The organism is Pseudomonas sp. GD04058, from assembly GCF_029836855.1.
In the GTDB taxonomy this organism is placed as follows: Bacteria; Pseudomonadota; Gammaproteobacteria; order Pseudomonadales; family Pseudomonadaceae; genus Aquipseudomonas; species Aquipseudomonas bharatica.
Genome location: NZ_JAOECN010000006.1, coordinates 182378 through 206758, shown reverse-complemented (window position 1 = coordinate 206758; position 24381 = coordinate 182378). Strand labels below are relative to the sequence as shown.

Annotated in this window: 18 protein-coding genes and 1 pseudogene; 13 read left to right on the top strand and 6 right to left on the bottom strand. The window is 63.5% G+C overall.

Features of this window, described 5'->3' with window-relative positions; genetic code table 11:
- The first annotated feature begins 31 nt into the window (after positions 1-31).
- Both N7650_RS08045 and N7650_RS08040 read left to right on the top strand, forming a co-directional pair.
- Positions 32-820, top strand: coding sequence for an outer membrane protein OmpK (locus N7650_RS08045; RefSeq protein WP_064302570.1), 789 nt, complete (start codon positions 32-34; stop codon positions 818-820).
- Between the two features lie 351 nt (positions 821-1171).
- Positions 1172-1954 carry an outer membrane protein OmpK gene (locus N7650_RS08040; protein ID WP_009396142.1) on the top strand — a complete coding sequence of 261 codons (783 nt, stop codon included), beginning with the start codon at positions 1172-1174 and terminating at the stop codon, positions 1952-1954.
- On the opposite strand, the gene N7650_RS08035 is transcribed toward N7650_RS08040, so the two are convergent.
- A complete protein-coding gene (locus N7650_RS08035; RefSeq protein WP_279897751.1) occupies positions 1938-3620 on the bottom strand; it encodes a phosphoethanolamine--lipid A transferase in 1683 nt (560 codons plus the stop codon). The two genes, N7650_RS08040 and N7650_RS08035, sit on opposite strands and share 17 nt — an antisense overlap.
- Positions 3621-3670: 50 nt before the next feature.
- Complete coding sequence (locus N7650_RS08030) at positions 3671-3970, bottom strand: hypothetical protein (protein WP_009397621.1); 300 nt, start codon at positions 3968-3970, stop codon at positions 3671-3673.
- 228 nt (positions 3971-4198) lie between these two features.
- Between N7650_RS08030 and N7650_RS08025 the strand changes: the two genes are divergently transcribed.
- A complete protein-coding gene (locus tag N7650_RS08025) occupies positions 4199-6148 on the top strand; it encodes an LTA synthase family protein (protein WP_279897750.1) in 1950 nt (649 codons plus the stop codon).
- Positions 6149-6177: 29 nt separating this feature from the next.
- Here N7650_RS08025 and N7650_RS08020 read toward each other — a convergent pair whose 3' ends face one another.
- Positions 6178-8991, bottom strand: coding sequence for an RHS repeat-associated core domain-containing protein (locus N7650_RS08020; RefSeq protein ID WP_279897749.1), 2814 nt, complete (start codon positions 8989-8991; stop codon positions 6178-6180).
- 75 nt (positions 8992-9066) lie between these two features.
- Positions 9067-9975: a DUF808 domain-containing protein gene (locus N7650_RS08015; protein WP_279897748.1), complete on the bottom strand. Its 909-nt coding sequence runs from the start codon at positions 9973-9975 to the stop codon at positions 9067-9069.
- A gap of 179 nt (positions 9976-10154) precedes the next feature.
- On the opposite strand from N7650_RS08015, the gene N7650_RS08010 reads away from it, so the two are divergent.
- A complete protein-coding gene (locus tag N7650_RS08010) occupies positions 10155-10763 on the top strand; it encodes a TetR/AcrR family transcriptional regulator (RefSeq protein WP_009397626.1) in 609 nt (202 codons plus the stop codon).
- 119 nt (positions 10764-10882) lie between these two features.
- Here the strand turns inward: N7650_RS08010 and N7650_RS08005 are convergent, their stop codons facing one another.
- Entirely contained in the window at positions 10883-11323 is a 441-nt protein-coding gene (locus N7650_RS08005) for a heme-binding protein (protein ID WP_009397627.1), read from the bottom strand.
- Positions 11324-11578: 255 nt separating this feature from the next.
- Between N7650_RS08005 and gcl the strand changes: the two genes are divergently transcribed.
- The 9 genes from gcl (at position 11579) to N7650_RS07960 (ending at position 23373) form a co-directional block, all read left to right on the top strand.
- Positions 11579-13354 (top strand): glyoxylate carboligase, encoded by a 1776-nt coding sequence (gene gcl / locus N7650_RS08000; protein WP_009397628.1) that lies wholly within the window; start codon positions 11579-11581, stop codon positions 13352-13354.
- Between the two features lie 57 nt (positions 13355-13411).
- Positions 13412-14194 (top strand): hydroxypyruvate isomerase, encoded by a 783-nt coding sequence (hyi, locus tag N7650_RS07995; RefSeq protein ID WP_009397631.1) that lies wholly within the window; start codon positions 13412-13414, stop codon positions 14192-14194.
- Positions 14195-14339: 145 nt separating this feature from the next.
- Positions 14340-15233 carry a 2-hydroxy-3-oxopropionate reductase gene (locus N7650_RS07990; protein ID WP_009397636.1) on the top strand — a complete coding sequence of 298 codons (894 nt, stop codon included), beginning with the start codon at positions 14340-14342 and terminating at the stop codon, positions 15231-15233.
- Between the two features lie 163 nt (positions 15234-15396).
- Positions 15397-16677, top strand: a complete 1281-nt coding sequence (locus N7650_RS07985) for a glycerate kinase (RefSeq protein WP_064302561.1) — start codon at positions 15397-15399, stop codon at positions 16675-16677.
- Complete coding sequence (gene pyk, locus N7650_RS07980) at positions 16667-18082, top strand: pyruvate kinase (protein WP_279897745.1); 1416 nt, start codon at positions 16667-16669, stop codon at positions 18080-18082. The genes N7650_RS07985 and pyk overlap by 11 nt, the downstream gene beginning before the upstream one ends.
- 132 nt (positions 18083-18214) lie before the next feature.
- A complete protein-coding gene (locus N7650_RS07975) occupies positions 18215-19084 on the top strand; it encodes an urea transporter (RefSeq protein ID WP_037059774.1) in 870 nt (289 codons plus the stop codon).
- Between the two features lie 163 nt (positions 19085-19247).
- On the top strand, positions 19248-20072 hold the full coding sequence (locus N7650_RS07970) for an ion transporter (protein WP_009397644.1): 825 nt from the start codon (positions 19248-19250) through the stop codon (positions 20070-20072).
- A 96-nt stretch (positions 20073-20168) separates the two neighbouring features.
- A complete protein-coding gene (locus N7650_RS07965) occupies positions 20169-21170 on the top strand; it encodes a sulfate ABC transporter substrate-binding protein (RefSeq protein ID WP_009397646.1) in 1002 nt (333 codons plus the stop codon).
- 184 nt (positions 21171-21354) lie between these two features.
- The gene (locus tag N7650_RS07960; protein ID WP_009397648.1) at positions 21355-23373 is read left to right on the top strand and encodes a mechanosensitive ion channel family protein; all 2019 of its coding nucleotides are present in this window, start codon (positions 21355-21357) and stop codon (positions 23371-23373) included.
- Positions 23374-23460: 87 nt separating this feature from the next.
- Here N7650_RS07960 and N7650_RS07955 read toward each other — a convergent pair.
- Positions 23461-24370: pseudogene (locus N7650_RS07955) on the bottom strand (class I SAM-dependent methyltransferase).
- Positions 24371-24381: the final 11 nt, after the last annotated feature.

Here is a 24381-nt window from a genome sequence, read left to right as displayed (position 1 = left end):
CGAACAACAATAATTAGCCGGGAATCACAACATGAAACGCACCACCACTTCCCTTCTCCTGGGCAGCAGTTTGCTGGCGAGCCTTCCAGCGGTAGCGGGGGACCTTCTGCTGTGGCAATCCAACAGCCTCAGCTATTTGTACGGCAAGGACTTCAAGGTCAACCCTGCGATTCAGCAGACCATCACCTTCGAACACGCCAACAAGTGGAAGTACGGCGACACCTTCCTGTTCGTCGACAAGATCTTCTACAACGGCCAGGCCGACCGCGGCAAAGGCTACCGCACCTACTACGGCGAGTTCACCGAGCGCTTCTCCTTCGGCAAGATCTTCGACCGCAAGATCGAGCTGGGCCCGATCAAGGACGTGCTGCTGGCCCTGAGCTACGAGTCCGGCGAAGGCGACAACGAGGCCTACCTGATCGGCCCCGGCTTCGACCTGGCGATTCCCGGCTTCAACTACTTCACCCTGAATTTCTACAACCGCCACACCGAAGGCAGCCGCGCCGGCGATAACGTCTGGCAGATCACCCCGACGTTCTCCTACACCATCCCCGTGGGTTCGTCCGACATCCTGATCGATGGCTACATGGACTGGGTGGTGGACAACGACGAGACCAAGCGCCGCGGCACCTACCACGCCAACCTGCAGTTCAACCCGCAGGTCAAGTACGACCTGGGCAAGGCCCTGAAACTCGGGGCCAAGCAGCTCTACGTAGGTATCGAATACAGCTACTGGAAAGACAAATACGGCATCGAGAACAGCGACCGGCTCGATACCAACCAGAGCGTGACCAGTGCGTTGATCAAAGTGCACTTCTAAAAAAACCTGATCTGCGTCAGGTGCTTCTGGAGAGGGGCACTTGAGGGCCAGCGCGCAAGCCAGTAATCTGCGCGCCCCCTCGACCCGGGCGGAGGGATTCCGCCCGCGTTTGCTGACCGTCCAGTCAATGAAAACGGGCGGTTGGCCAGCGCAAGCGCCAACAGTCGTAACCGTTGTGAACTGTTCAGAAAGACGTCGAGCAGGATTGCTGCACCCTTCCGGGAAGGTGGGACCAGCGCTTGCCCTTTTTCCGTGGGCGATCGCAAAAAGCTGACCCGAAAGACAACACGCTCAACCCGACGACGCCGACTCAAGAGCGTTGCTAACAGAATCGATCAAGGGAGCTACCCGATGCGCTTTACCAACCGCCTGATCCTCGCCGGGGGCCTGCTGGCCGCCAGTTCCGCGATGGCCGACGACCTGCTGTTGTGGCAGAACAACAGCCTGACCTACCTGTACGGCAAGGATTTCGCCGTCAACCCGGAAATCCAGCAGACCTTCACCTTCGAGCACGCCGATGCCTGGAAGTACGGTGACAACTTCCTGTTCATCGACAAGATCTTCTACAACGGCCAGAAAGACGCGAACAACGGCCCGAACACCTACTACGGCGAGTTCAGCCCGCGCCTGTCGTTCGGCAAGATCCTCGGCCAGGACCTGTCCTTCGGCCCGGTCAAGGACGTACTGCTGGCCATGACCTACGAGTTCGGCGAAGGCGACACCGAGGCCTACCTGATCGGTCCGGGCTTCGACCTCGACGTGCCGGGCTTCGACTACTTCCAGCTGAACTTCTACAACCGCCACACCGAAGGCAGCCGTGCCGGCGACAACGTCTGGCAGATCACCCCGGTCTGGGCCTACACCATTCCCGTGGGCAAGTCCGACATCCTGATCGACGGTTTCATGGACTGGGTGGTGGATAACGACGAGAACAGCAAGGGCACCTACCACGCCAACCTGCACTTCAACCCGCAGATCAAGTACGACCTGGGCAAGGCCCTGAACTTCGGCGAGAAGCAACTGTACGTCGGTATCGAGTACGACTACTGGTCGGACAAGTACGGCATCAAGGACAGCAAGTTCTTCGATACCAACCAGAACACCGCCAGCCTGCTGGTCAAGGTGCACTTCTAACCGCGTCGTTCGCCGCTGCGGCGGCAACCTGTCCGGGCCCTGCACCGCAGGGCCTGAACAGGTCCAGTTCCTCGCGATAGACCGAGGTGCTGACGCCCATGAGGCCCAGCATTGAATGGAACAGGTTGTCGTGGGACAGCGGGCTGTCACGCCGCCCGCGCAGGCACTCCATGCTCGCCCCGCCGCTTCTGGCGAAACCTTCCGACAGCCACGCCACCATTGGTACCCGGGTCTGCTCGCTCGGCGCCATGGCATACGGCAGCCCGTGCAGGTAGACGCCCTTCTCCCCCAGCGATTCGCCATGATCGGACACATAGAGCATGGCCGTGTCGAAACGCTGTTCGCGCGCCTTCAGCAGATCGAGCAGTTGCCCCAGCACGTGGTCGGTGTAAAGGATCGAATTGTCGTAAGCATTGACGATGGCGGCGTTGTCGCATTTGTCCAGCTGGCTGCTGTCGCAGGTCGGGGTGAAGCGGCGGAAGGCCTGGGGATAGCGCTTGTAGTAGGCCGGGCCATGGCTGCCGAGCATGTGCAGGACGATGAGGGTATCGTCGCTGCTGCTGTCGATCCGCTCCGCCAGGCCATGCAGCAAGGCTTCGTCGAAGCAGCCATCGGCGTTGCAGATTCCGGGGATCTGCAGCTTGTCCACCTCCTCGCTGGGCACCCGGTCGCAGGCGCCCTTGCAGCCCGAGTTGTTGTCGCGCCAGAGCACCGCCACACCTGCCCGCTGCAGCACATCGAGCAGGTTTTCGCGACTTTTGCCGTGGATGCTGCGGTACTCGCGGCGGCCAAGGTCCTGGAACATGCAGGGCACCGAGATCGCCGTGGCGGTGCCACAGGCGCTGACCTCGCTGAAACTGACCACCTCGCGGGTCGCCAGCGCCGGATTGGTCTGCCGCTCGTAGCCGTTGAGCGAGAAACTCGCCGCCCGCGCGGTTTCACCGACCACCAGCACCACCACCTTATGCCGGCCGCCGGCGGCGGAATTGACCTGGCGCGCCGCATCCAGCCCGACCTGCTCCAGGGTCAAGGGCGTGCGCAATTGGCGCTTGGCATAGCTGTGCACCGCACCGACCAGGTTCGACGGCACCAGCATCAGGCGCAGTTCACGGTGGTTGCGCAGCAGCGAGGCGTAGGACTGATAGGCCAGCGCCAGGATCAGGGCGATCAGCGCCAATGCCACCAGCACGCTGCCCGCCTTGGACAGGCCCGCCCTCGCATAGCCAGGCCGGGCCACGGGAATGCGGCTGACCACAATCGCCGGCACCACGCCAACCAGCAGCACCCAGAACGCCAGCCCGGGACCGAGCAGATCGAACACTTCACGGCGATCGGTCTGCATTGCATTGATCAACATCGAATAGTCGATCATCACACCGTAGTTGCTCATGAAGTAACTGACGCAGGCCGACAGCAACAACATGATGACCAGGACAAGTTTGCCCAACCTGCCCCATGCCAATAAACACAGGACTACAAAGTTAAACGCCAGCACCACTAATGGAAGCGTGCCGAGAAAGAACGGATTGTCATTTTCAAGGCCACCCGTGGCCGTACAGACCTTGCGCCAGAAAGGTGCGTTCATCACCAGTGTCATCCACAGCGCAACCAGCAACACCAGTAACGGCGCAGGCATGCCCCGCGTGCTCGACGCTTGTACGTTCATAAGTGTGTCTCCTGACACCTGTTCGACTATCCCTGAAACAAACCTGCGACTTAGCGCGAGAGGCGCAGGCGCACACTCCAGATCGCCGCCGTAGGTACCCCGAAGCCCAATAGCAGAAGGGCGGCAAGCATGCCGGCACGGTCGAAGAAGAAGATCACATCAAGCAGCAGCAGACAGCCACTGACGAACACCGCCAACCCCGGTACCAGCCAATGCAGGTACCCGTGCCGGGCGTGAAACAGCAGGCGAGAGTTGAAGGCGAGCAGCAGGCAGAGGCACAACCAAAACAAGATGGCAGCCAGGTAGAACGCCAGATGATAAATATCGAAGGACAACTTCCAGACAGGCATGACACCCCTTCCTTGCGGCAAGAAAAATAGTAATCGTTATTACTTCAATCCGGACTTCCTTGCCCGTTGCAACTGCCCGTTACTTTAGCCGGGCTTTTCATCATTTCCATACATGACATTTACATTTCTTTCTCTTTTCCCTTGTTAGTTTTCCCCGCCTACACTCGCCAGTACCTGCCAAACAAGGCCGTTGCAGGTAATGGACTATTCGAATAAAGGGAATTCACGATGCACACCCCCAAAACAGCGCCCATGCGCTATCTCTTGCTGCTGTCCGCCGTCTGGCTCGGTGTTTTCCTGCTGACCCGCGCGGCCCTGATGTTCAGCCACCTGGATGAAGCCGGACATGCGTTCCTTTCGGTCTTCACCGTGGGCCTGCTCAACGACCTGGTGTTCCTGGTCTATGCCGCCCTGCCCCTGAGCCTGTTCGTCCTGCTCTGCCCGCGCCGGCTATGGCAGGCCCGGGTCACCCGCTGGCTGCTGGTGGGCATCCTCGCGATCAGCCTCTACATCATGCTGTTCACCGCGGTGGCCGAATGGCTGTTCTGGGACGAGTTCGGGGTGCGCTTCAACTTCATCGCCGTGGATTACCTGGTGTACTCGGATGAAGTGCTGAACAACATCCTCGAGTCCTACCCGATCGCCCTGCTGCTGAGCATCCTTGGCCTGCTGACCCTGGCCCTGGTCCTGGCCTTGATCAAGCCGCTGCGCTGGGTCTTCGAGGCGCCCTACCCGAGCCTGCGCCAGCGCGCCCTGCAAACCGCCGGCATCGCCGTCGCGGCCCTGCTGTGCGTGCAGTTCGCCGACCAGGACAGCCTGCGCAGCCAGGGCGGCAATACCTACCAGCGCGAGCTGGCGAGCAACGGCCCGTACCAGTTCTTCGCCGCCTTCCGCAACAACGAGCTGGACTACCAGCAGTTCTACAGCACCCTGCCCGAAGCGGTCACCGCCCGGCAGATGCGCGACGAACTGAACGAGCCGGGCGTGACCTTCATCGGCAATGAGCCGCTGGACATCCGCCGTACCGTGAGCAACCCGGGCACAGCGCGTACGCCGAACATCATCCTGGTCACCATCGAAAGCCTCAGCGCCAAGTACCTGGGCAGCAACGGCGACCCGCGCAACCTCAGCCCCAACCTCGACGCCCTGCGCAAGCAAAGCCTGTACTTCAACAACTTCTATGCCACCGGCACCCGCACCGACCGCGGCCTGGAAGCCATCACCCTGTCGATCCCGCCAACGCCCGGGCGCTCCATCGTCAAGCGCATCGGCCGTGAAGGCGGTTTCGCCAGCCTTGGCCAGCAACTGAGCGAAGTGGGTTACGACACCGTATTCGTCTATGGCGGGCGCGGTTACTTCGACAACATGAACGCCTTCTTCAGCGGCAATGGCTACCGCATCGTCGACCAGAGCAGCGTCGACGAGCAGGAGATCAGCTTCAAGAACGCCTGGGGTATGTCCGACGAAGACCTGTACAAGCAGGCGATCAAGCTGGCCGATGCCGACCACGCCAACCAGGTGCCCTTCCTGCTGCAACTGATGACCACCTCCAACCACCGGCCCTACACCTACCCTGACGGGCGCATCGACATTCCGTCAGGCAACGGCCGCGACGGCGCGGTGAAGTACACCGACTATGCGATTGGCAAATTCCTCGCCGAGGCGCGGACCAAGCCTTGGTTCGATAACACGATCTTCGTCTTCGTCGCCGACCACACTGCCGGCAGCGCGGGCAAGGAAGACCTGCCGGTGCAGAACTACCAGATCCCCCTGTTCGTCTACGCGCCGAAGCTGATCGAGCCGCGCGAGGACGGCAAGCTGGCCAGCCAGATCGACCTGGCGCCGACCCTGCTCGGCCTGCTGAACATGAGCTACACCTCGACTTTCTACGGACGCAACCTGCTGCAGGAAGACGCGTTGCCGCCGCGGGTGCTGATCGGCAACTACCAGCACCTGGGGCTGTTCGATGGCCAGGACCTGGCGATTCTCAGCCCACGCGGCGGCCTGCGCCTGCACCAACAGGCACTGGGTGAAAGCCGGGAGGTTCCGGGCGAGGTGGAGAATCCGCTAATTACCCGGGCGATCGCCTATTACGAAAGCGCCAGCTACGGGTTCAAGCAGCGGCTGCTGGAGTGGGTGCCGGAGAGTCATGAGGTAAGTGCTGCCATCGCGCCTTGAGATGGCTGAACGGCCACTGCGGTGGCCGTTCAGCCGATGGAAGCTCGGCGACCGGCTCGAATATGACTCCAGTTGGCCGAGGCATTCACACCGATCCGGTAGTCCGAATACAGCACATCCTCAAGGGAGCGATTTAGGGACACCTCCTCGGTCGGAGTGGTATCGCGGTAATAAAAGGGCTTGATCGGCAACACCCCGAAATCTTCAATGACCCGGCTGAATCCCAGAACATTCCCGATCATGGTCGGGCCTGTCATGGCCATGGTCAGCTCGAAACGGGAAAACCTCTCGAGCGCCGCTGGCCCGGAACGCTTCTCGACCCAGCTCACCTCGGGCCTGGTGCGTGCACGTAAAGACTGCGGCGAATATTCCAGGACCAGCTGATCAAGCAAACACCGCCCCGTCTCGGATTCAGCCTCGGCAGCTAGGACTACATTCATGACATCTCTCGCACTCGAATACATGTAGAAGTCCCCGCGGAGCTTGGAAAGATCAATGGGCCCGCGCACCGCCACATCACCGTCCATCCATAAGCCGCCATAAACCTCGAGCGCCCCCAGGCGAAACACATCGCCCATCGACGCCAGGTTCGAAAAGGGTCCGTTACCTTCCCGTGCATAGATGCTTCTGACCTTATACGCCTGAGGGTAGATCCCGGCCAACGCAGCGAACATCTCCTCCGGATCCCGATACTGGATCTTGTCCGCGTAGTGATGCGCAAGGTAACGCTGGACAGGGGTACCGTCGTCTTCTATTGCCTCCAGGGTCCGACGCCAATGCTTGGTGGTCGGGGTCCACAGGTTCACCTGCCAATCCGGATTGTGGTACTTGAACATCAAGGTGTTTTGCAGAAAGTCGGCCGGTATTGGCTTGCCTGCCCAGAAGGTGTGCGCCAGGGTCGGTATGCCTTCCCCGCCATTCACATCCCGCAGGTTCAGCGGATTGTTCATCACCATCCGGTACAGATTCAGCCCATCCACTTCGCCCAAGGGATCCGCACTGATCCAACGTCCCAGCCAGGGCGCGTAGTAACGCAATCCGAAGTAATACAAACCACCGGCATCGCGCTCCTTGCCGCAATAGCGGTGGGTCTTCGGCTCATTCCGGACCACACTCCTCGCTGCCCATACCGCCGTGCCGCCGAACGGATAAAACGCCTCGCGGCTGAGCAAGGCGCCCTGCCCGTCCAGTTCCACGGCGATGGAGCCCAGGTGATCGCCCAGGCTGTAGCGCCACTGCTCACCCGAAATGCGCAGGTGTTCATCCACCAGTACGACCCGCCGCGTGTCCCCGGTCACTGCGCGATGCAGTTCCAGCCCCGGCAGGTAGCGCACTTCGCTGTCCAGGCTGCGTGATCGGGCCTGGGCCACCGACACTTTGCGCACACGGTTGCCATCAGCCGAGTAGATATAGCGTTCATGGTCATCGCTGCCTGAATCACGCGTCACCTGCCGCACCCCGGCCAGCTGGTTGCGCGGATTCCAGTGCATCTCGGCAATACCCTCCAGCCGCAGCAGATTTCCACAGCCATCATGGGCGGCGGCGATCTGCGCTTCATCAGGCAGGCTGCCATCGGGTCGCCCAGGCAAAGCGTGATTACTGGTGCCCGACACCGCCATGCGCAAGCCGGCGGCGTTGCTGTGCTGGCGGCTTAGTAAATTGCCGGCAGCATCGTATTCGAAGCGTTGTACGTAGTTGACCAGCCGGGTCGGGTCCAGCGGCAAATCGTACGGCGGTGGCAGCCCGGGGCCATGGCTGGGCTGGTCGACTTCCACGCCACGGGCCTCGATCAGTTGATAAAGCGTGTCGTAGACCATTACCTGCTGCGCCGCGATCCGCTGGTTGCGGTAGAAGGTCAGCGGCTGCGACAGGTCATCGATGACCAGGATATTGCCAGCCGGATCGTACTGGTAACGCAGGTCCTGCAACGCTGCCTGCCCGGGCAGACGGGAAAGCTGGCGCTGCAGTCGGCCATCCTTGGGACAGAAACTGCGCTCGGTGACTACACCGTTGCCGGCCGTCTCGCCGCTGACCCGGCCCATGGCGTCGTAATGGATCGCATCGCGCACCCTTTGCGCCTGCTCGCTGCCGGCCAGTTGCACGGTCGAAGAACGCAAGGCACCCGCCTGGTCGAGCGCCAGCCGTTGGCGGTTGCCGAGGGCATCGATGCGCAGGACAGGATCACCGGGCGGATTGAAATGCGTTTCCGTGGCATAGCCGTCACCGGGCTCGAGCAGTGCATCGCGCGCGGATTCGGCGCCGGGCCAGTCCGGCCCCTCAGCCTCGACAAGAAAACGCCGACGCTGCCTGCGCAATTGACCGCCCAGCGCATAGTCGTCGAACAGCACGGTGCCCGCCGGATCGTCATGGCGCAACAGACGGCCACATTGGTTGCGGGCCTGAAGATCGGCACCGCCGTACGCCAGGCGCTCGATCACCCGGGAAGCCTCACCGGCAGCCTGTTCATGCAAGGCTACAGGGCGCAGTTGCCCGTCATATTCGCTGCGAAAGACGGAACCGCGACTGTCCCAGGCCTGAGCCGCCGGCCCGACCTCGGTAGACAGCGCCAAGCGCCAGCCGGCATCGCGGCTTTCGGTAAACAGGACACGCCCGGAGAGGGAATGTAGCTGTGTACGATTGGGCGGTCCGCCGCTGTTCCACACTCTTGGATCGCAGGCTGCGATATCACGTCCGAGCACATCGAAGGCATGCGCCGTGACCCGCCTCTCGGCCACCTCCTGCGCAGCGACCCGACAATACGCCACGCTACGCACCGTCGCACCGCGCGAATCGCCCACCGACAGCACGGGCGTGTGCTGATGAAGCTGACGACTCGATGACATGCCTGACATCCCCGGTCTGCGGTGGACGCCAGTATGCGCTGCGGCGTGCGATCAGGAACCTGACAAAAATACCAGTCAGCCGCGCACTGCCTTCCACAGCCTGCCGCCCACGCTGACCAGCGCCAGCACCACGGCACCGGCGACAATGCCGAGCACCCCATTGACCAGGGCGCTGGTCAGCGCACCGCCATTGCCCTGGCTGAACGCCTCGACCGCATGATGCAGCGGCGCGATGCCATGCACGAGGATCCCGCCGCCGACCAGGAACATCGCCGCCGTGCCCACCACCGACAGGGTCTTCATCAGGTACGGCGCGGCGCGCAGGATGCCGTGGCCGATGCGCTTGCCGATGCCCTTGCGGGTCTCGGTCATCCACAGGCCCAGGTCGTCCAGCTTGACGATTCCCGCCACCAGGCCATACACGCCGATGGTCATGACCAGGGCGATGCCCGAGAGCACGATGATCTGCTGGGTCAGCGGTGCATCGGCGACGGTGCCGAGGGTGATGGCGATGATTTCGGCGGAGAGGATAAAGTCGGTGCGGATCGCGCCCTTGATCTTGTCCTTCTCGAAGGCCACCAGATCTATTGCCGGATTGGCGGCGGCTTCGCTCAGCGCGGCATGGTTCGCCTGCTTTTCCTCGGTGCCATGCAGAAACCTGTGCGCCAGCTTTTCGAAGCCCTCGAAACACAGGTAGGCGCCGCCAAGCATCAGCAACGGCGTCACCGCCCAGGGGATGAACGCGCTGATCAGCAGCGCCGCCGGCACCAGGATCAGCTTGTTCAGCAACGACCCCTTGCACACCGCCCACACCACCGGGATCTCCCGCTCGGCGCGTACCCCGGTGACCTGCTGCGCGTTGAGCGCCAGGTCATCGCCCAGGACACCGGCGGTTTTCTTGGCCGCCACCTTGGTCATTACGGAAACGTCATCGAGTACCGTGGCGATATCGTCGATCAATACCAGAAGGCTGCTTCCTGCCATGTGTCCTGTCTCGCGCAAAGGATAGTTGCAAAAGGATAGCGGGTTGACCATGCAAATACCCATTGGTGCCATCGCGAGCAGCGCCGGGCCGCTGCCTTGAGCCCCTCGCGAGCCCGGTGCTACCATGCGCCACCGCCTGCCCGGCCTGCCCGGGACGAGACCAAGGAACAGCGCCAACCATGAGCAGCATTCGCGAGCGCAACAAAGAACTGATCCTGCGCGCGGCCAGTGAAGAATTCGCCGACAAGGGTTTCGCCGCCACCAAGACCAGCGATATCGCGGCCAAGGCCGGCCTGCCCAAGCCCAACGTCTACTACTACTTCAAGTCCAAGGAAAACCTCTACCGCGAGGTCCTTGAAAGCATCATCGAGCCGATCATGCAGGCCTCGACGCCGTTCAATGCCGAGGGTGACCCGGAAGAAGTATTGAGCGCCTATATCCGCTCCAAAGTGCGCATCTCCCGCGACCTGCCGTTCGCCTCCAAGGTATTCGCCAGCGAGATCATGCACGGCGCCCCGCACCTGAGCCCGCGCCAGGTCGAGCAACTGAACGCCCAGGCCCGGCACAATATCGCCTGCATCCAGCGCTGGATCGACAAGGGCCGGATCGCCCCGGTCGACCCGCACCACCTGATGTTCAGCATCTGGGCCGCAACCCAGACCTACGCCGATTTCGACTGGCAGATCTCGGTGGTGACCGGGAAGGCGAAGCTGGACGAGAGTGATTACGAGGCGGCCACGCAAACGATCATTCGCTTGGTGTTGAAGGGGTGTGCACCGGACAGTTGATGTCCGGCGCGAGGGCCCCATCGCTGGCAAGCCAGCTCCCACAGGGTCTGCGGCGCCGCTAACCCTGTGGGAGCTGGCTTGCCAGCGATGAGGCCAGTAGTTACACCACAAGCTTCAGATCAGGCAGCAACCCCCGCATCCGCCCGCAGCCCCGCCTCCTCGATCGCACTGATCGCGCACTGCTCATCGATATCCGACGTATCCCCGCTGATCCCGATAGCGCCCAGCACCACGCCCGCCTCATTGCGGATCAGCACGCCACCGGGCGCCGGCACCACCGGGCTCTGACCCAGGCCATTGAGCGCGGCAAAGAATGCCGGGCGCTGCTGTGCGTCCAGCGCCAGCAAACGCGAGCCCTTGCCCAGGGCGATCGCCCCCCAGGCCTTGCCCATCGCCACCTGCGGACGCAGCAGGCTGGCGCCATCTTCCCGTTGCAGGGCCAGCAGATGGCCACCGGCGTCCAGCACCACCACGGTCAGCGGCGCGGCGGAGATCTTGCGCCCCGCTGCCAGCGCGCCATTCACCAGGCCGACGGCGACTTTCAAGCTCAATGCGTTCATGAAACGGTCCTCTTGTTGTTATGAAGCCCTGTGGGCAAGTGAAAATTGATAGACAAAATAGAACACAATGGTAAATGTTTTTGTATACAATAATTCGAAGGCTGCGACCTTATGCCGCGCCAGGCCCGTTTCTACGGCGTTTCGACGAAAGCACAGGTCACGGACGAAAATGGATTGACCAGAGCCGCGTCCCATGAATACACTCTGGCGCAAAGCATCTTGTATACAATTACAACATCAATGAGGCACAAAGCCATGAGCAAAATGAGAGCAATCGATGCAGCCGTTCTGGTGATGCGCCGCGAAGGTGTGGAAACCGCGTTTGGCATTCCTGGTGCAGCGATCAACCCGCTGTACTCGGCCCTGAAGAAAGTCGGCGGTATCGATCACGTCCTCGCTCGCCACGTTGAAGGCGCCTCGCACATGGCCGAGGGTTACACCCGTACCAAGGCCGGCAATATTGGCGTGTGCATCGGCACCTCGGGCCCTGCCGGCACCGACATGGTCACCGGCCTGTACAGCGCTTCCGCCGACTCCATCCCGATTCTCTGCATCACCGGCCAGGCCCCGCGTGCCCGCCTGCACAAGGAAGACTTCCAGGCCGTGGACATCACCAGCATCGTCAAGCCGGTGACCAAGTGGGCAACCACCGTCCTGGAACCGGGCCAGGTGCCTTACGCCTTCCAGAAAGCCTTCTACGAAATGCGTACCGGCCGTCCGGGCCCGGTGCTGATCGACCTGCCGTTCGATGTGCAGATGGCCGAGATCGAGTTCGATATCGATGCCTACGAGCCACTGCCTGTCACCAGGCCAGCCGCTACCCGCAAGCAAGCGGAAAAAGCCCTGGCCCTGCTCAATGAAGCCGAGCGTCCGCTGCTGGTCGCCGGTGGTGGCATCATCAACGCCGACGCCAGCGACAAGCTGGTCGAGTTCGCCGAACTGACCGGCGTACCGGTAGTACCGACCCTGATGGGCTGGGGCACCATCCCCGATGACCACGAGCTGATGGTCGGCATGGTCGGCCTGCAGACCTCGCACCGCTATGGCAACGCCACCCTGCTCAAGTCCGACCTGGTGTTCGGCATCGGCAACCGCTGGGCCAACCGTCATACCGGTTCCGTCGACGTCTACACCGAAGGCCGTACCTTCATCCATGTCGATATCGAACCGACCCAGATCGGCCGCGTGTTCACCCCTGACCTGGGCATCGTGTCCGACGCCGGCGCTGCCCTGGACGCCTTCCTCGAAGTGGCCCGCGAGTGGAAAGCCGCCGGCAAGCTGAAGTGCCGCGGCGAATGGCTGAAAGACTGCCAGGCCCGCAAGTCGAGCCTGCAGCGCAAGACCAACTTCGACAACGTGCCGGTCAAGCCACAGCGCGTGTACCAGGAAATGAACGAGGTGTTCGGCAAGGACACCACCTACGTCAGCACCATCGGTCTGTCGCAGATCGCCGGCGCCCAGTTCCTCCACGTCTACAAGCCGCGCCACTGGATCAACTGCGGCCAGGCCGGCCCGCTGGGCTGGACCATCCCGGCTGCCCTGGGCGTGGTCAAGGCCGACCCGAGCCGCAAGGTCGTCGCGCTGTCGGGCGACTATGACTTCCAGTTCATGATCGAAGAACTGGCGGTGGGCGCGCAGTTCAACCTGCCGTACGTCCACGTGCTGGTGAACAACGCCTACCTCGGCCTGATCCGCCAGGCGCAGCGTGGTTTCGAGATGGATTACTGTGTACAACTGGCGTTCGAGAACATCAACGCGCCGGACGTCAACGGCTACGGCGTCGATCACGTGGCCGTGGTCGAAGGCCTGGGTTGCAAGGCCCTGCGCGTATTCACCCCGTCCGAGATCGCCCCGGCGCTGCTCAAGGCCCAGAAAATGGCCGAGGAGTTCCGCGTACCGGTGGTGGTTGAGGTGATTCTCGAGCGCGTTACCAACATTTCCATGGGTACCGAAATCAACGCGGTCAACGAGTTCGAAGACCTGGCGCTGGTCGGCAACGACGCGCCAACCGCGATTTCGCTGCTCGACTGATCGTCTGCGAGGCCCCGCCCTTCAGGGTGCGGGGCCCAACCCAGCAAGGAGACCACCATGCCACGCTTTGCCGCCAACCTGTCCATGCTGTTCACCGAACAGGACTTCCTGGCCCGCTTCAAGGCTGCTGCCGACGCCGGCTTCAGCGGTGTCGAGTACCTTTTCCCGTACGACTACGCCGCCACCGAGATCAAGCAGCAGCTCGACGCCCATGGCCTGACCCAGGTGCTGTTCAACCTGCCGGCCGGCGACTGGGCCAAGGGTGACCGCGGCATCGCCTGCGACCCGGCGCGGGTCGAGGAATTCCGCAGCGGTGTCGACCTGGCCATCGCCTATGCCCAAGTGCTGGGCAATACCCAGGTCAACTGCCTGGCCGGGATTCGTCCACAGGGCCCGGACTGCGCCACCGTGCGCAAGACCTTCGTCGACAACCTGCGTTTCGCCGCCGACAAGCTCAAGGCCGCCGGGATCAAGCTGGTCATGGAAATGATCAACACCCGCGACATTCCGGGCTTCTACCTGAACACCACCCAGCAAGCGCTGGAGATCCAGGCCGAGGTGGGCAGCGACAACCTGTTCCTGCAGTACGACATCTACCACATGCAGATCATGGAAGGTGACCTGGCGCGTACCGTGGAAACCAACCTGGCGAAGATCAACCACATCCAGCTGGCCGACAACCCGGGCCGTCACGAACCGGGCACCGGCGAGATCAACTACCGCTTCCTGTTCGAGCACCTGGACCGCATCGGCTACCAGGGCTGGGTGGGCGCGGAGTACAAGCCCAGGACCACCACTGAAGAAGGTCTGGGCTGGTTGAAGACCCATAACGCGATCTAACAAGCACCGCCCTCCCCTGTGGGAGCTGGCTTGCCAGCGATGAGGCCCGAGCGGACAACATCGTTGCTGCTGCCGGCCCTATCGCTGGCAAGCCAGCTCCCACAGGGACCGCGTCGCTCCTGATTAAAAGAAGAGGCACATTCTCATGGCTAAAATCGGTTTCATCGGCACCGGCATCATGGGCCGCCCAATGGCGCAGAACCTGCAGAAAGCGGGTCACAGCCTGTTCGTTTCCACCCACCACGACGCCGCTCCGGCCGACCTGATCGCCGCGGGTGCCGTGGCCCTGGCCAATCCGAAGGAAGTGGCCCAGGAAGCCGAATTCATCATCGTCATGGTCCCGGACACCCCGCAGGTGGAAAGCGTCCTGTTCGGTGAAAACGGCGTCGCCGAAGGCGTCGGCCCGAACAAGATCGTGATCGACATGAGCTCGATCTCCCCCACCGCTACCAAGGCCTTCGCCGAGAAGATCAAGGCCACCGGCGCCGCCTACCTGGACGCTCCGGTATCCGGCGGCGAAGTCGGGGCCAAGGCCGCGACCCTGAGCATCATGGTCGGTGGCTGCCCGAAAGCCTTCGAGCGCACCCTGCCGCTGTTCCAGGCCATGGGCAAGAACATCACCCGCGTCGGCGGCAACGGTGACGGCCAGACCGCCAAGGTCGCCAACCAGATCATCGTCGCCCTGAACATCCAGGCCGTCGCCGAGGCCCTGCTGTTCGCCGCCAAGAACGGCGCCGATCCGGCCAAGGTCCGCGAGGCACTGATGGGCGGCTTCGCCTCGTCGAAGATCCTTGAAGTGCACGGCGAGCGCATGATCAAGGGCACCTTCGACCCGGGCTTCCGCATCAGCCTGCACCAGAAGGACCTGAACCTGGCCCTGCAAGGCGCCAAGGAGCTGAACATCAACCTGCCCAACACCTCCAACGCCCAACAGGTGTTCAGCACCTGTGCAGCCATCGGTGGTGCTAACTGGGACCACTCGGCGCTGATCAAGGGCCTGGAACACATGGCCAACTTCTCGATCCGCGACGACAAATAAGCAACACCTGCCAGCCCGCGGATCGAAGGAACCGCGCATCGTTTCCTTCAGCCCCTGAGGCTGGCAGTTGCACTCGAGCAACACCGCCCCTGGTTCAGCCTGCACGGAGGCCGTTCCAGGGGCGTTTTTGATTCTGCAGAACAATAAGATTTGGAGCCCTGAGATGTCGGTCGATCCGCAACACTTTCTCCGCGACCTGTTCGCCACGGCCATCGATGCCGCGCACCCGCGTCAGGTCCTTGAAGCCCATCTGCCTGCCGACCGCAGTGGTCGGGTGATCGTCATCGGCGCCGGCAAGGCCGCCGCCGCCATGGCCGAAGTGGTCGAGCGCGCCTGGCAGGGCGAGGTCCGCGGTCTCGTAGTGACCCGCTACGGCCACGGCGCCAGCTGCTCGAAAATCGAAGTGGTGGAAGCCGCCCACCCCGTCCCCGACGCCGCCGGCCTGGCCGTAGCCAGGCGCGTGCTGGACATGGTCAGCGACCTGAGCGCCGACGATCGGGTGATCTTCCTGCTCTCCGGCGGTGGCTCCGCATTGCTGGCCCTGCCCGCCGAAGGCCTGACCCTGGCCGACAAGCAGCAGATCAACAAGGCCCTGCTCAAGTCCGGCGCCACCATCGGCGAGATGAACTGCGTACGCAAGCACCTCTCGGCAATCAAGGGCGGCCGCCTGGCCAAGGCCTGCTGGCCGGCCACCGTGTACACCTATGCGATTTCCGACGTGCCTGGCGACCTGGCCACGGTCATCGCTTCCGGCCCGACCGTGGCCGACCCGAGCACCTCGGCCGACGCCCTGGCGATCCTCAAGCGCTACAACATCGAAGCGCCGAAAGCCGTCATCGACTGGCTCAACAACCCCGCTTCGGAGACCGTAAAGGCCGACGATCCGGCCCTGGCCCGCAGCCATTTCCAGTTGATCGCCCGGCCCCAGCAGTCGCTGGAAGCCGCCGCGGTGAAAGCCCGCCAGGCCGGCTTCAGCCCACTCATCCTCGGCGACCTGGAAGGCGAATCGCGGGAAGTGGCCAAGGTCCATGCCGGTATCGCCCGCCAGGTGGTCCTGCATGGCCAGCCACTGGCCGCGCCCTGCGTGATCCTTTCCGGCGGTGAAACCACCGTGACCGTGCGCGGCAACGGCCGTGGCGGGCGCAACGCGGAATTCCTGCTCAGCCTGACCGAAAGCCTCAAGGGCCTCCCGGGCGTCTACGCCATCGCCGGCGACACCGACGGCATCGATGGTTCGGAGGATAACGCCGGCGCCATCATGACCCCGGACAGCTACGCCCGCGCCGCCGCCCTGGGCCTGTCGGCCACCGACGAGCTGGACAACAACAATGGCTACGGCTACTTCGCAGCGCTCGACGCGCTGATCGTCACCGAGCCGACCCGCACCAACGTCAACGATTTCCGCGCCATCCTCATTCTTGAGACTGCCCACCATGACGCCTGACAAGAAAGTCAAGATCCTCGCCACCCTCGGCCCCGCGACCAAGGGCATCGACGATGTCCGCCAGCTGGTGGAAGCCGGGGTGAACATCTTCCGTCTCAACTTCAGCCACGGCGAGCATGCCGACCACGCCATGCGCTACCAGTGGATCCGCGAAGTCGAGGCCCAGCTGAACTACCCGCTGGGCATCCTCATGGACCTGCAAGGGCCAAAGCTGCGCGTCGGCCGCCTGGCAGAAGGCAAGGCCATGCTCAAGCGTGGCCAGGCCCTGCGCCTGGACCTCGACCCGACCCCGGGCGACGCCACGCGGGTCAACCTGCCGCACCCGGAGATCATCGCCGCACTGGAACCGGGCATGGACCTGCTGGTGGATGACGGTCGCCTGCGCCTGCGGGTGACCGCCAAGCACGCCGATGCCATCGACACCGAGGTGCTCAACGGTGGCGAGCTGTCCGATCGCAAGGGCGTGAACGTACCGCAGGCCGTGCTCGACCTCAGCCCGCTGACCGCCAAGGACCGCCGCGACCTGGCCTTCGGCCTGGAACTGGGCGTGGACTGGGTGGCGCTGTCGTTCGTCCAGCGTCCCGAAGACATCGTCGAAGCCCGCGAGCTGATCGGTGACCGTGCGTTCCTGATGGCCAAGATCGAGAAGCCATCGGCCGTCACCCAACTGCGCGAAATCGCCGAGCTGAGCGACGCGATCATGGTCGCCCGCGGCGACCTGGGCGTGGAAGTGCCGGCCGAGGCCGTGCCGCAGATCCAGAAGAACATCATCGCTACCTGCCGCCAACTGGGTCGACCGGTTGTCGTAGCGACGCAGATGCTGGAGTCGATGCGCTTCTCCCCTGCCCCGACCCGCGCCGAGGTGACCGACGTCGCCAACGCCGTGGCCGAAGGCGCCGATGCGGTAATGCTGTCGGCGGAAACAGCCTCCGGCGACTACCCGCTGGAAGCGGTGCAGATGATGAGCAAGATCATTCGCCAGGTCGAAGCAGGCCCGGATTACCAGACCCAGCTCGATGTCGGCCGGCCGAAGGCCGAGGCGACCGTCTCCGATGCCATCAGCTGCGCGATCCGCCGCATCAGCGGGATCCTGCCAGTGGCAGTGCTGGTCAACTACAGCGAGTCGGGCAACTCGACCCTGCGCGCCTCCCGCGAGCGGCCACGGGCACCGATCCTCAACCTGACTCCGAACCTGGGCACCGCGCGGCGCCTGAGCGTGGTCTGGGGTGTGCACTCGGTGGTCAACGACCGCCTGCGCCAGGTCGATGAGGTTTGCTCCACCGCGCTGGAAATCGCCCAGGCCCAGGGCATGGCCAACCGTGGCGACACCCTGCTGATCACGGCCGGCGTGCCTTTTGGTCAGCCGGGATCGACTAACTCGCTGCGTATCGAAACACTGCTTTGACGTCTTCGCGAGGCAGGTTGGCGGCCACCGATTCATCCGCGTGAATCCGTGATCGCCGGCCTGCTTCGCGATCAATAACCGTGGGACAAGACCCGCCCAAAGAGGCGACCCACTTAATCCAGACCTACTGCCATGTACACGAAAAACCTAGTCAATCCGTGCCCGGATTGGGCCACCGCGTTGCTCAACGGCTTCAGCCAGGTGCTGCTGCAGCGTAATCCGCTGTGCGGCCTGTGTTGCCTGCTGGCCATTCTTCTCACCGCGCCCCACCTGCTCGGCGGCGCACTGCTGGGCGCCCTCGCCGGCCTGCTCACTGCCCAGCGGCGCGGCTACAACCGCGCCGATCGCCAGGCCGGGCTGTACAGCTACAACGGCGTGCTTATCGGCCTGCTGTTCAGCTACCTGCTGCCCTGGTCGCCGCTCCTCCTGCCGCTGATCATCGCCGTCGCCGGGCTGAGCAGCATGCTGGTGCATCAATGGCTCAAGCGTGGCGGGTCGGTGCTGTTGCCGGCCTATACCCTGCCCTTCGTGCTGGCCGGCTGGGCGCTGTTGCTGATCGCCGAACCGACGGCGCAGGCCAGCGGGCCGGTGCAGGCCAACCCGCTGGATGCCCTCGCCCGGGGACTGGGGCAGATCTTCCTGCTCGACCAGCCGCTGGCCGGGCTGCTGATCGCCCTGGGGCTGCTGCTAGCGGACCGCTATGCGGCGGCCTGGGCCTTCGTCGGCGCAGCGATCGGCGGCAGTGTTGCGCTGATCGGCGGGGAAGCCACGGCCGCGTACCTGGGGCTGTACGGCTTCAATGCAGCGCTGGCGGCCCTGGCCTTCAGCGGCACGCGCTCGCAGCCGTGGAAACCCTTGCTGGCGATCGTCCTGGCGATCGCGGTGCAGCCGCTGTTCAACCTGCTGCCGATCCCGGGGCTGACCGCGCCGTTCATCGTGGCGTGCTGGATGGTGCGGCTGGGGGATGTGAAAGGGACCGGGGTGCAGAGTCGCTGCATCTGACGCTATCGCTGGCAAGCCAGCTCCCACAGGGATCGCGCCGCTCTTGAGGGCAGTGGTGCATCTGTGGGAGCTGGCTTGCCAGCGATTAGGCCCTGGAAGCTTGCACAACTGCCGGATCCCACCCTAGGCTTCGCATCACCACCCGCCTCGGAACCACCACCTCATGGACACCCCCCAGAGCCTGCGCCAGCGGCTCTTCGTCATCGTCTTCCAGACCGACACCGTTGCCGGACGCCGCTTCGACACCATCCTGCTGCTGATCATCCTCGCCAGCCTGGTTACCGTGATCCTCGACAGCATCGACGAGGTCCACCAGGGCTACGCCGGCCTGCTCGCCGCCATCGAGTGGGGCTTCACCGCCGTCTTCCTGGTCGAGTACCTGCTGCGCCTGTACTGCTCGCCCAGGCCCCTGCGCTACGCCTTCAGCTTCTATGGCCTGGTCGACCTGCTGGCGATCGTGCCCGGGATCATCGCCCTGTACTACAGCGACGCCCAGTACCTGCTGATCGTCCGGGTCATCCGCATGCTGCGGATTTTCCGCGTGCTCAAGCTCAGCCCCTACCTGAAACAGGCCCACTACCTGCTCGACGCCCTGCGCGGCAGCAAGCAGAAGATCATCGTGTTCCTGGTCAGCGTCTCGACCCTGGTCACGGTGTTCGGCACCCTGATGTATGTGGTCGAGGGTCCGGAACACGGCTTCACCAGCATTCCCAAGGGCATCTACTGGGCCATCGTCACCCTCACTACCGTGGGCTTCGGCGATATCGTGCCCAAGACGCCGCTGGGCCAGGTGATCTCGTCGATGGTGATGATCACCGGTTACTCGATCATCGCCGTGCCTACGGGTATCTTTACTGCCGAACTGGCCAATGCCATGCGCGGCGAGCAACTGCGCCACGATTGCCCGGTATGCCGCAAGAACAGCCATGAACACGGCGCTGCCTTCTGCTCGCGCTGTGGCAACGCGCTGTTCCGGAAGGTGGAATAAGCAAAGTCGTTTTTAATCTTTTTGTGCCTAAGGGCCATTGGCTATAGTCGCTGGCACAATGCTGTTATCCCAACCAACTCCAACAAGGAATGCACAGTGAAAAAACTCTTTGGCGCCTCGCTCCTCGCCGCGAGCCTGGTCGTGGGCGGCCTCGCCCAGGCCGCTCCCGCACCGCTGCTGAACGTCTCCTACGACGTGATGCGCGACTTCTACAAGGACTACAACCTTGCCTTCCAGAAGCACTGGGAAGCCGAGCACAAAGAGAAGATCAACATCCAGATGTCCTTCGGCGGCTCCAGCAAGCAGGCGCGCTCGGTGATCGACGGCCTGCCGGCGGATGTCATTACCATGAACATGGCCACCGACATCAATGCCCTGGCCGACAACGGCCAATTGGTCCCGGACAACTGGGTCACCCGCCTGCCGAACAACAGCGCGCCCTTCACCTCGGCCACGGTGTTCATCGTGCGCAAGGGCAACCCCAAGGCCCTGAAGGACTGGCCGGACCTGCTCAAGGATGGCGTACAGGTGATCGTGCCGAACCCGAAGACCTCGGGTAACGGCCGCTACACCTACCTGTCGGCCTGGGGCTACGTGCTCAAGACCGGCGGCGACGAAGCCAAGGCCAAGGACTTCGTCGGCAAGCTGTTCAAGCAGGCGCCGGTGCTCGATACCGGTGGCCGCGCCGCCACCACCACCTTCATGACCAACCAGATCGGCGACGTGCTGGTGACCTTCGAGAACGAAGCGGAAATGATCGCCCGGGAATTCGGCCGCGATCAGTTCGAGGTGATCTACCCGAGCGTCTCCGCCGAGGCCGAGCCGCCGGTGAGCGTGGTGGACAAGGTGGTCGACAAGAAAGGCAGCCGGGCGACCGCCGAGGAATACCTGAAGTACCTGTGGTCGCCTGAAGCCCAGGAAATCGCCGCCAGCAACTACCTGCGTCCGCGGGACGAGAAGGTCCTGGCCAAGTACACCGACCGCTTCCCGAAAGTGCAATTCCTCTCGGTGGAGAAGACCTTCGGCGACTGGCGCACCGTGCAGAAGACCCACTTCAATGATGGCGGGATCTTCGACCAGATCTATAGCGGCAAGTAAGATCGGGGCCTGACTTTCGGGCCCTATCGCTGGCAAGCCAGCTCCCACAGGGTCTGCGGTGCATGCAACCTGTGGGAGCTGGCTTGCCAGCGATAGGGCCATCACAGTTTGCAAATCCCTCGCAGAAAAACTCCAAGGATCATTGTCTACCCTTTCCGTCACCCCACGGCTGAAGGAGTATCCCGTGATCCGCCCCCTGCTCACCGTTCTCTTCTGTACCCTGCTGAGCCTGCAGGCGCTCGCCGGCCCCCTGGCGGCCGTCACCGAGGAACAACCGGCCAAGGAACCGGAACCGGTCGTCCAGGGCGGTCTGCTCGGCACCCTCGCCAGCGGCCTCGACGATGTTTCCCAGGAACTGGATATCGATCACCACCTGCTCGACAACTGGCGCCTGCGCACCGACCGGGCGGCAAAGGAGGTCAACCAGCTGGTCGACCGCCACGATGCCGACGACCTGATGGCGATGACCTGGGATTTCCTCATCCTCAGCGCCAGCTGGGCCGCGACCTTCGCCCTGCTGTGCTACCTCGGCCGTCTGGCCGCCCGCGCCAGCCAGCGTACCCGCCTGCTGCGCAGCCATCCGCGGCCGCAAAAGCTGCTGGCCTACCTGCTTCCCTACACCCTGCCGGCCATCGTCAGCCTGCCTGCGGCGCTGTTCGTCAGCCGTCAGCTCGACCCGTCGGTGGGCCGCGCGCTGGGCATGAGCCTGGCCTACGCCACCAGCAGCGGGATCTTCTCCACCACCCTGATCCTGTGCCTGATTACCCTGTTCGATGTCGGCCACAAGCGCACAGCGGTGCAGATCATCCGTGAGGCAGCGCCGCGGCCGCTGTTCCTGATCGGCTTCCTCGCCGCCTGGAGCGACGCCCTGACCAGCCCGCAGATTTCCCGCCAACTGGGCGGCAACCTGACCAGCAGTATCGCGGTGGTCACCGGCCTGCTGGCGACCCTGATCTTCGCCGTGGTGGTGTTGCGCTCGCGTCGTCCGATGGCGCACCTGATCCGCAACCGCAGCCTCAAGGACCGCCTGCAGCACCGCGCCGTGCAGGAAACCCTGCGGATCTTCTCGGCCATCTGGTACCTGCCGATCCTGATGATGATCCTGGTCTCGGGGATCAACCTGATCGGCGCCGGCGAGGAAAGCCAGCGCGCCCTGCAGAAGGCGTTGCTGACCACCGTGCTGCTGATCGGCACGGTATTCCTCAGCATCACCCTGCAGCACTTTCTCAACCCGCCGCGCAATCCGGAACAGCGCCTGCGTCCCTACAAGGAACTGCTCTACAGCCTGGCCCATGCCCTGCTGCGCGTCGCCATGGCGGTCGCCTTCATCGAATTGCTCGGACGCATCTGGGGTTTCTCGGTGCTGGACTTCGCCCTGCGCAACAGCTTCGGCCGGGCGATCAGCGATTCGCTGAGCAGCATCGGCCTGATCCTGCTGGTGACCTGGCTGCTCTGGGTAGTGATCGACACGGCCATCCAGGAAGCGTTGAAGCCGACCCCGGGGCGGCGCAATACACGCCAGCCAAGCACTCGCACGCGGACCATCCTGCCGATGCTGCGCAACGCCACCAAGGTGGTGCTGGTGGTGATCTGCACCATCACCACCATGGCCAACCTGGGGATCAACGTCGCGCCGTTCCTCGCCGGCGCCGGGGTAGTCGGCCTGGCCATCGGCTTCGGCTCGCAGCAACTGGTGCAGGATGTCATCACCGGGCTGTTCATCCTGATCGAGGACACCATCGCCATCGGCGACTGGGTGGTGCTCGACTCCGGGCATGCCGGCACCGTGGAAAGCCTGACCATCCGCACCCTGCGCCTGCGCGACGGCAAGGGCTTCGTGCACTCGGTACCGTTCGGGCAGATCAAGGCGGTCACCAACCAGTCGCGGCAGTTCGCCTATGCCTTCTTCTCGGTGCAGTTCAGCTATGACTCGGACGTGGACGTGGCGTTGAAGCTGATCCGCGAGGCGGGGCAGTCAATCAGCGAGGATCCGATCCTGCGCCACAACCTGCAGGGGCCGCTGCAGGTATTCGGCGTAGACAGCATGAACCTCAACGGGATGACCCTGACCGCACAATTCAGGACCACGTCGGGTGGGCAGTATGCGGTGAACCGGGCGTTCAACGAGCGGTTGAAGAAGCTGGTGGACAAGACGGACGAGGTGAGTTTTGCGCAGTACAGTCCGGTGCCGGCAGCCCAGTGATTGATGGTGTTCTCAGGGGCCTCATCGCTGGCAAGCCAGCTCCCACAGGTTGTGGGAGCTGGCTTGCCAGCGATGAGGGCCTGGAGGTCACCGGAAAACCAGGGCCTTGAGCCCCCCCGGCCACATCCACATCCGCAAACTCCGGCGGGTTTTCCAGGCGCTCGACGAACGTCAGGCCCGGCGCCTGCTCCGCCATGCCCTGGATCAGGAACTCCGGCCCGATCCCCGGATCGTTGACGCAGGCCAGTACCGTGCCGCCCTCGCTGAGCAGCTCCGGCAAGCGGCGCAGGATCTTCGCGTAGTCCTGGGTCAGGGCAAAGCTGCCCTTCTGGAAGCTCGGCGGGTCGATGATGATCAGGTCATAAGGCGCCGGCTTGCGCACCTTGCCCCACGACTTGAACAGCTCGTGCCCAAGAAACCCGACGCGGCCCAGGTCATGCCCGTTCAGCCGGTGATTATCACGCCCGCGGGACAGCGCGGCCTTCGACATGTCGAGGTTGACCACCTGCTGCGCCCCACCGGCAATCGCTGCCACCGAGAAGCCGCAGGTATAGGCGAACAGGTTGAGCACCCGCTTGTCCGCCGCGTGCTCGCGTACCCAGCGCCGGCCATAGCGCATATCGAGGAACAGGCCGTTGTTCTGTTTCAGGCCGAGGTCGAGCTGGTAGCGCAGCCCGTCCTCGTCGATGACCTTGTGCGTGCAGGGCTCGCCCAGTAGCCAGTAGCCCGGGCTGTCCGGCAGGTAACGATGCTGGATCAGCACCGCCATGTCGCCCGTCGCCAACCCGCGCAGCATGTCTTGCAGCGCCGCGAGCTGCCCCTCGGGCGGCTCGCGGAACAGCCCCACCAGCAGCACACCCTGAAGCCAGTCCACGGTGATCTGCTCCAGTCCCGGCCAGCAGCGCCCGCGACCGTGGAACAGCCGCCGGGTTTCACTCGGCGGCGGGTTCAGGGCGGTGCGCAGGTGTTGATGCAGGGTGTCGATGGCAGCGGTCATGGCAGGTGTTC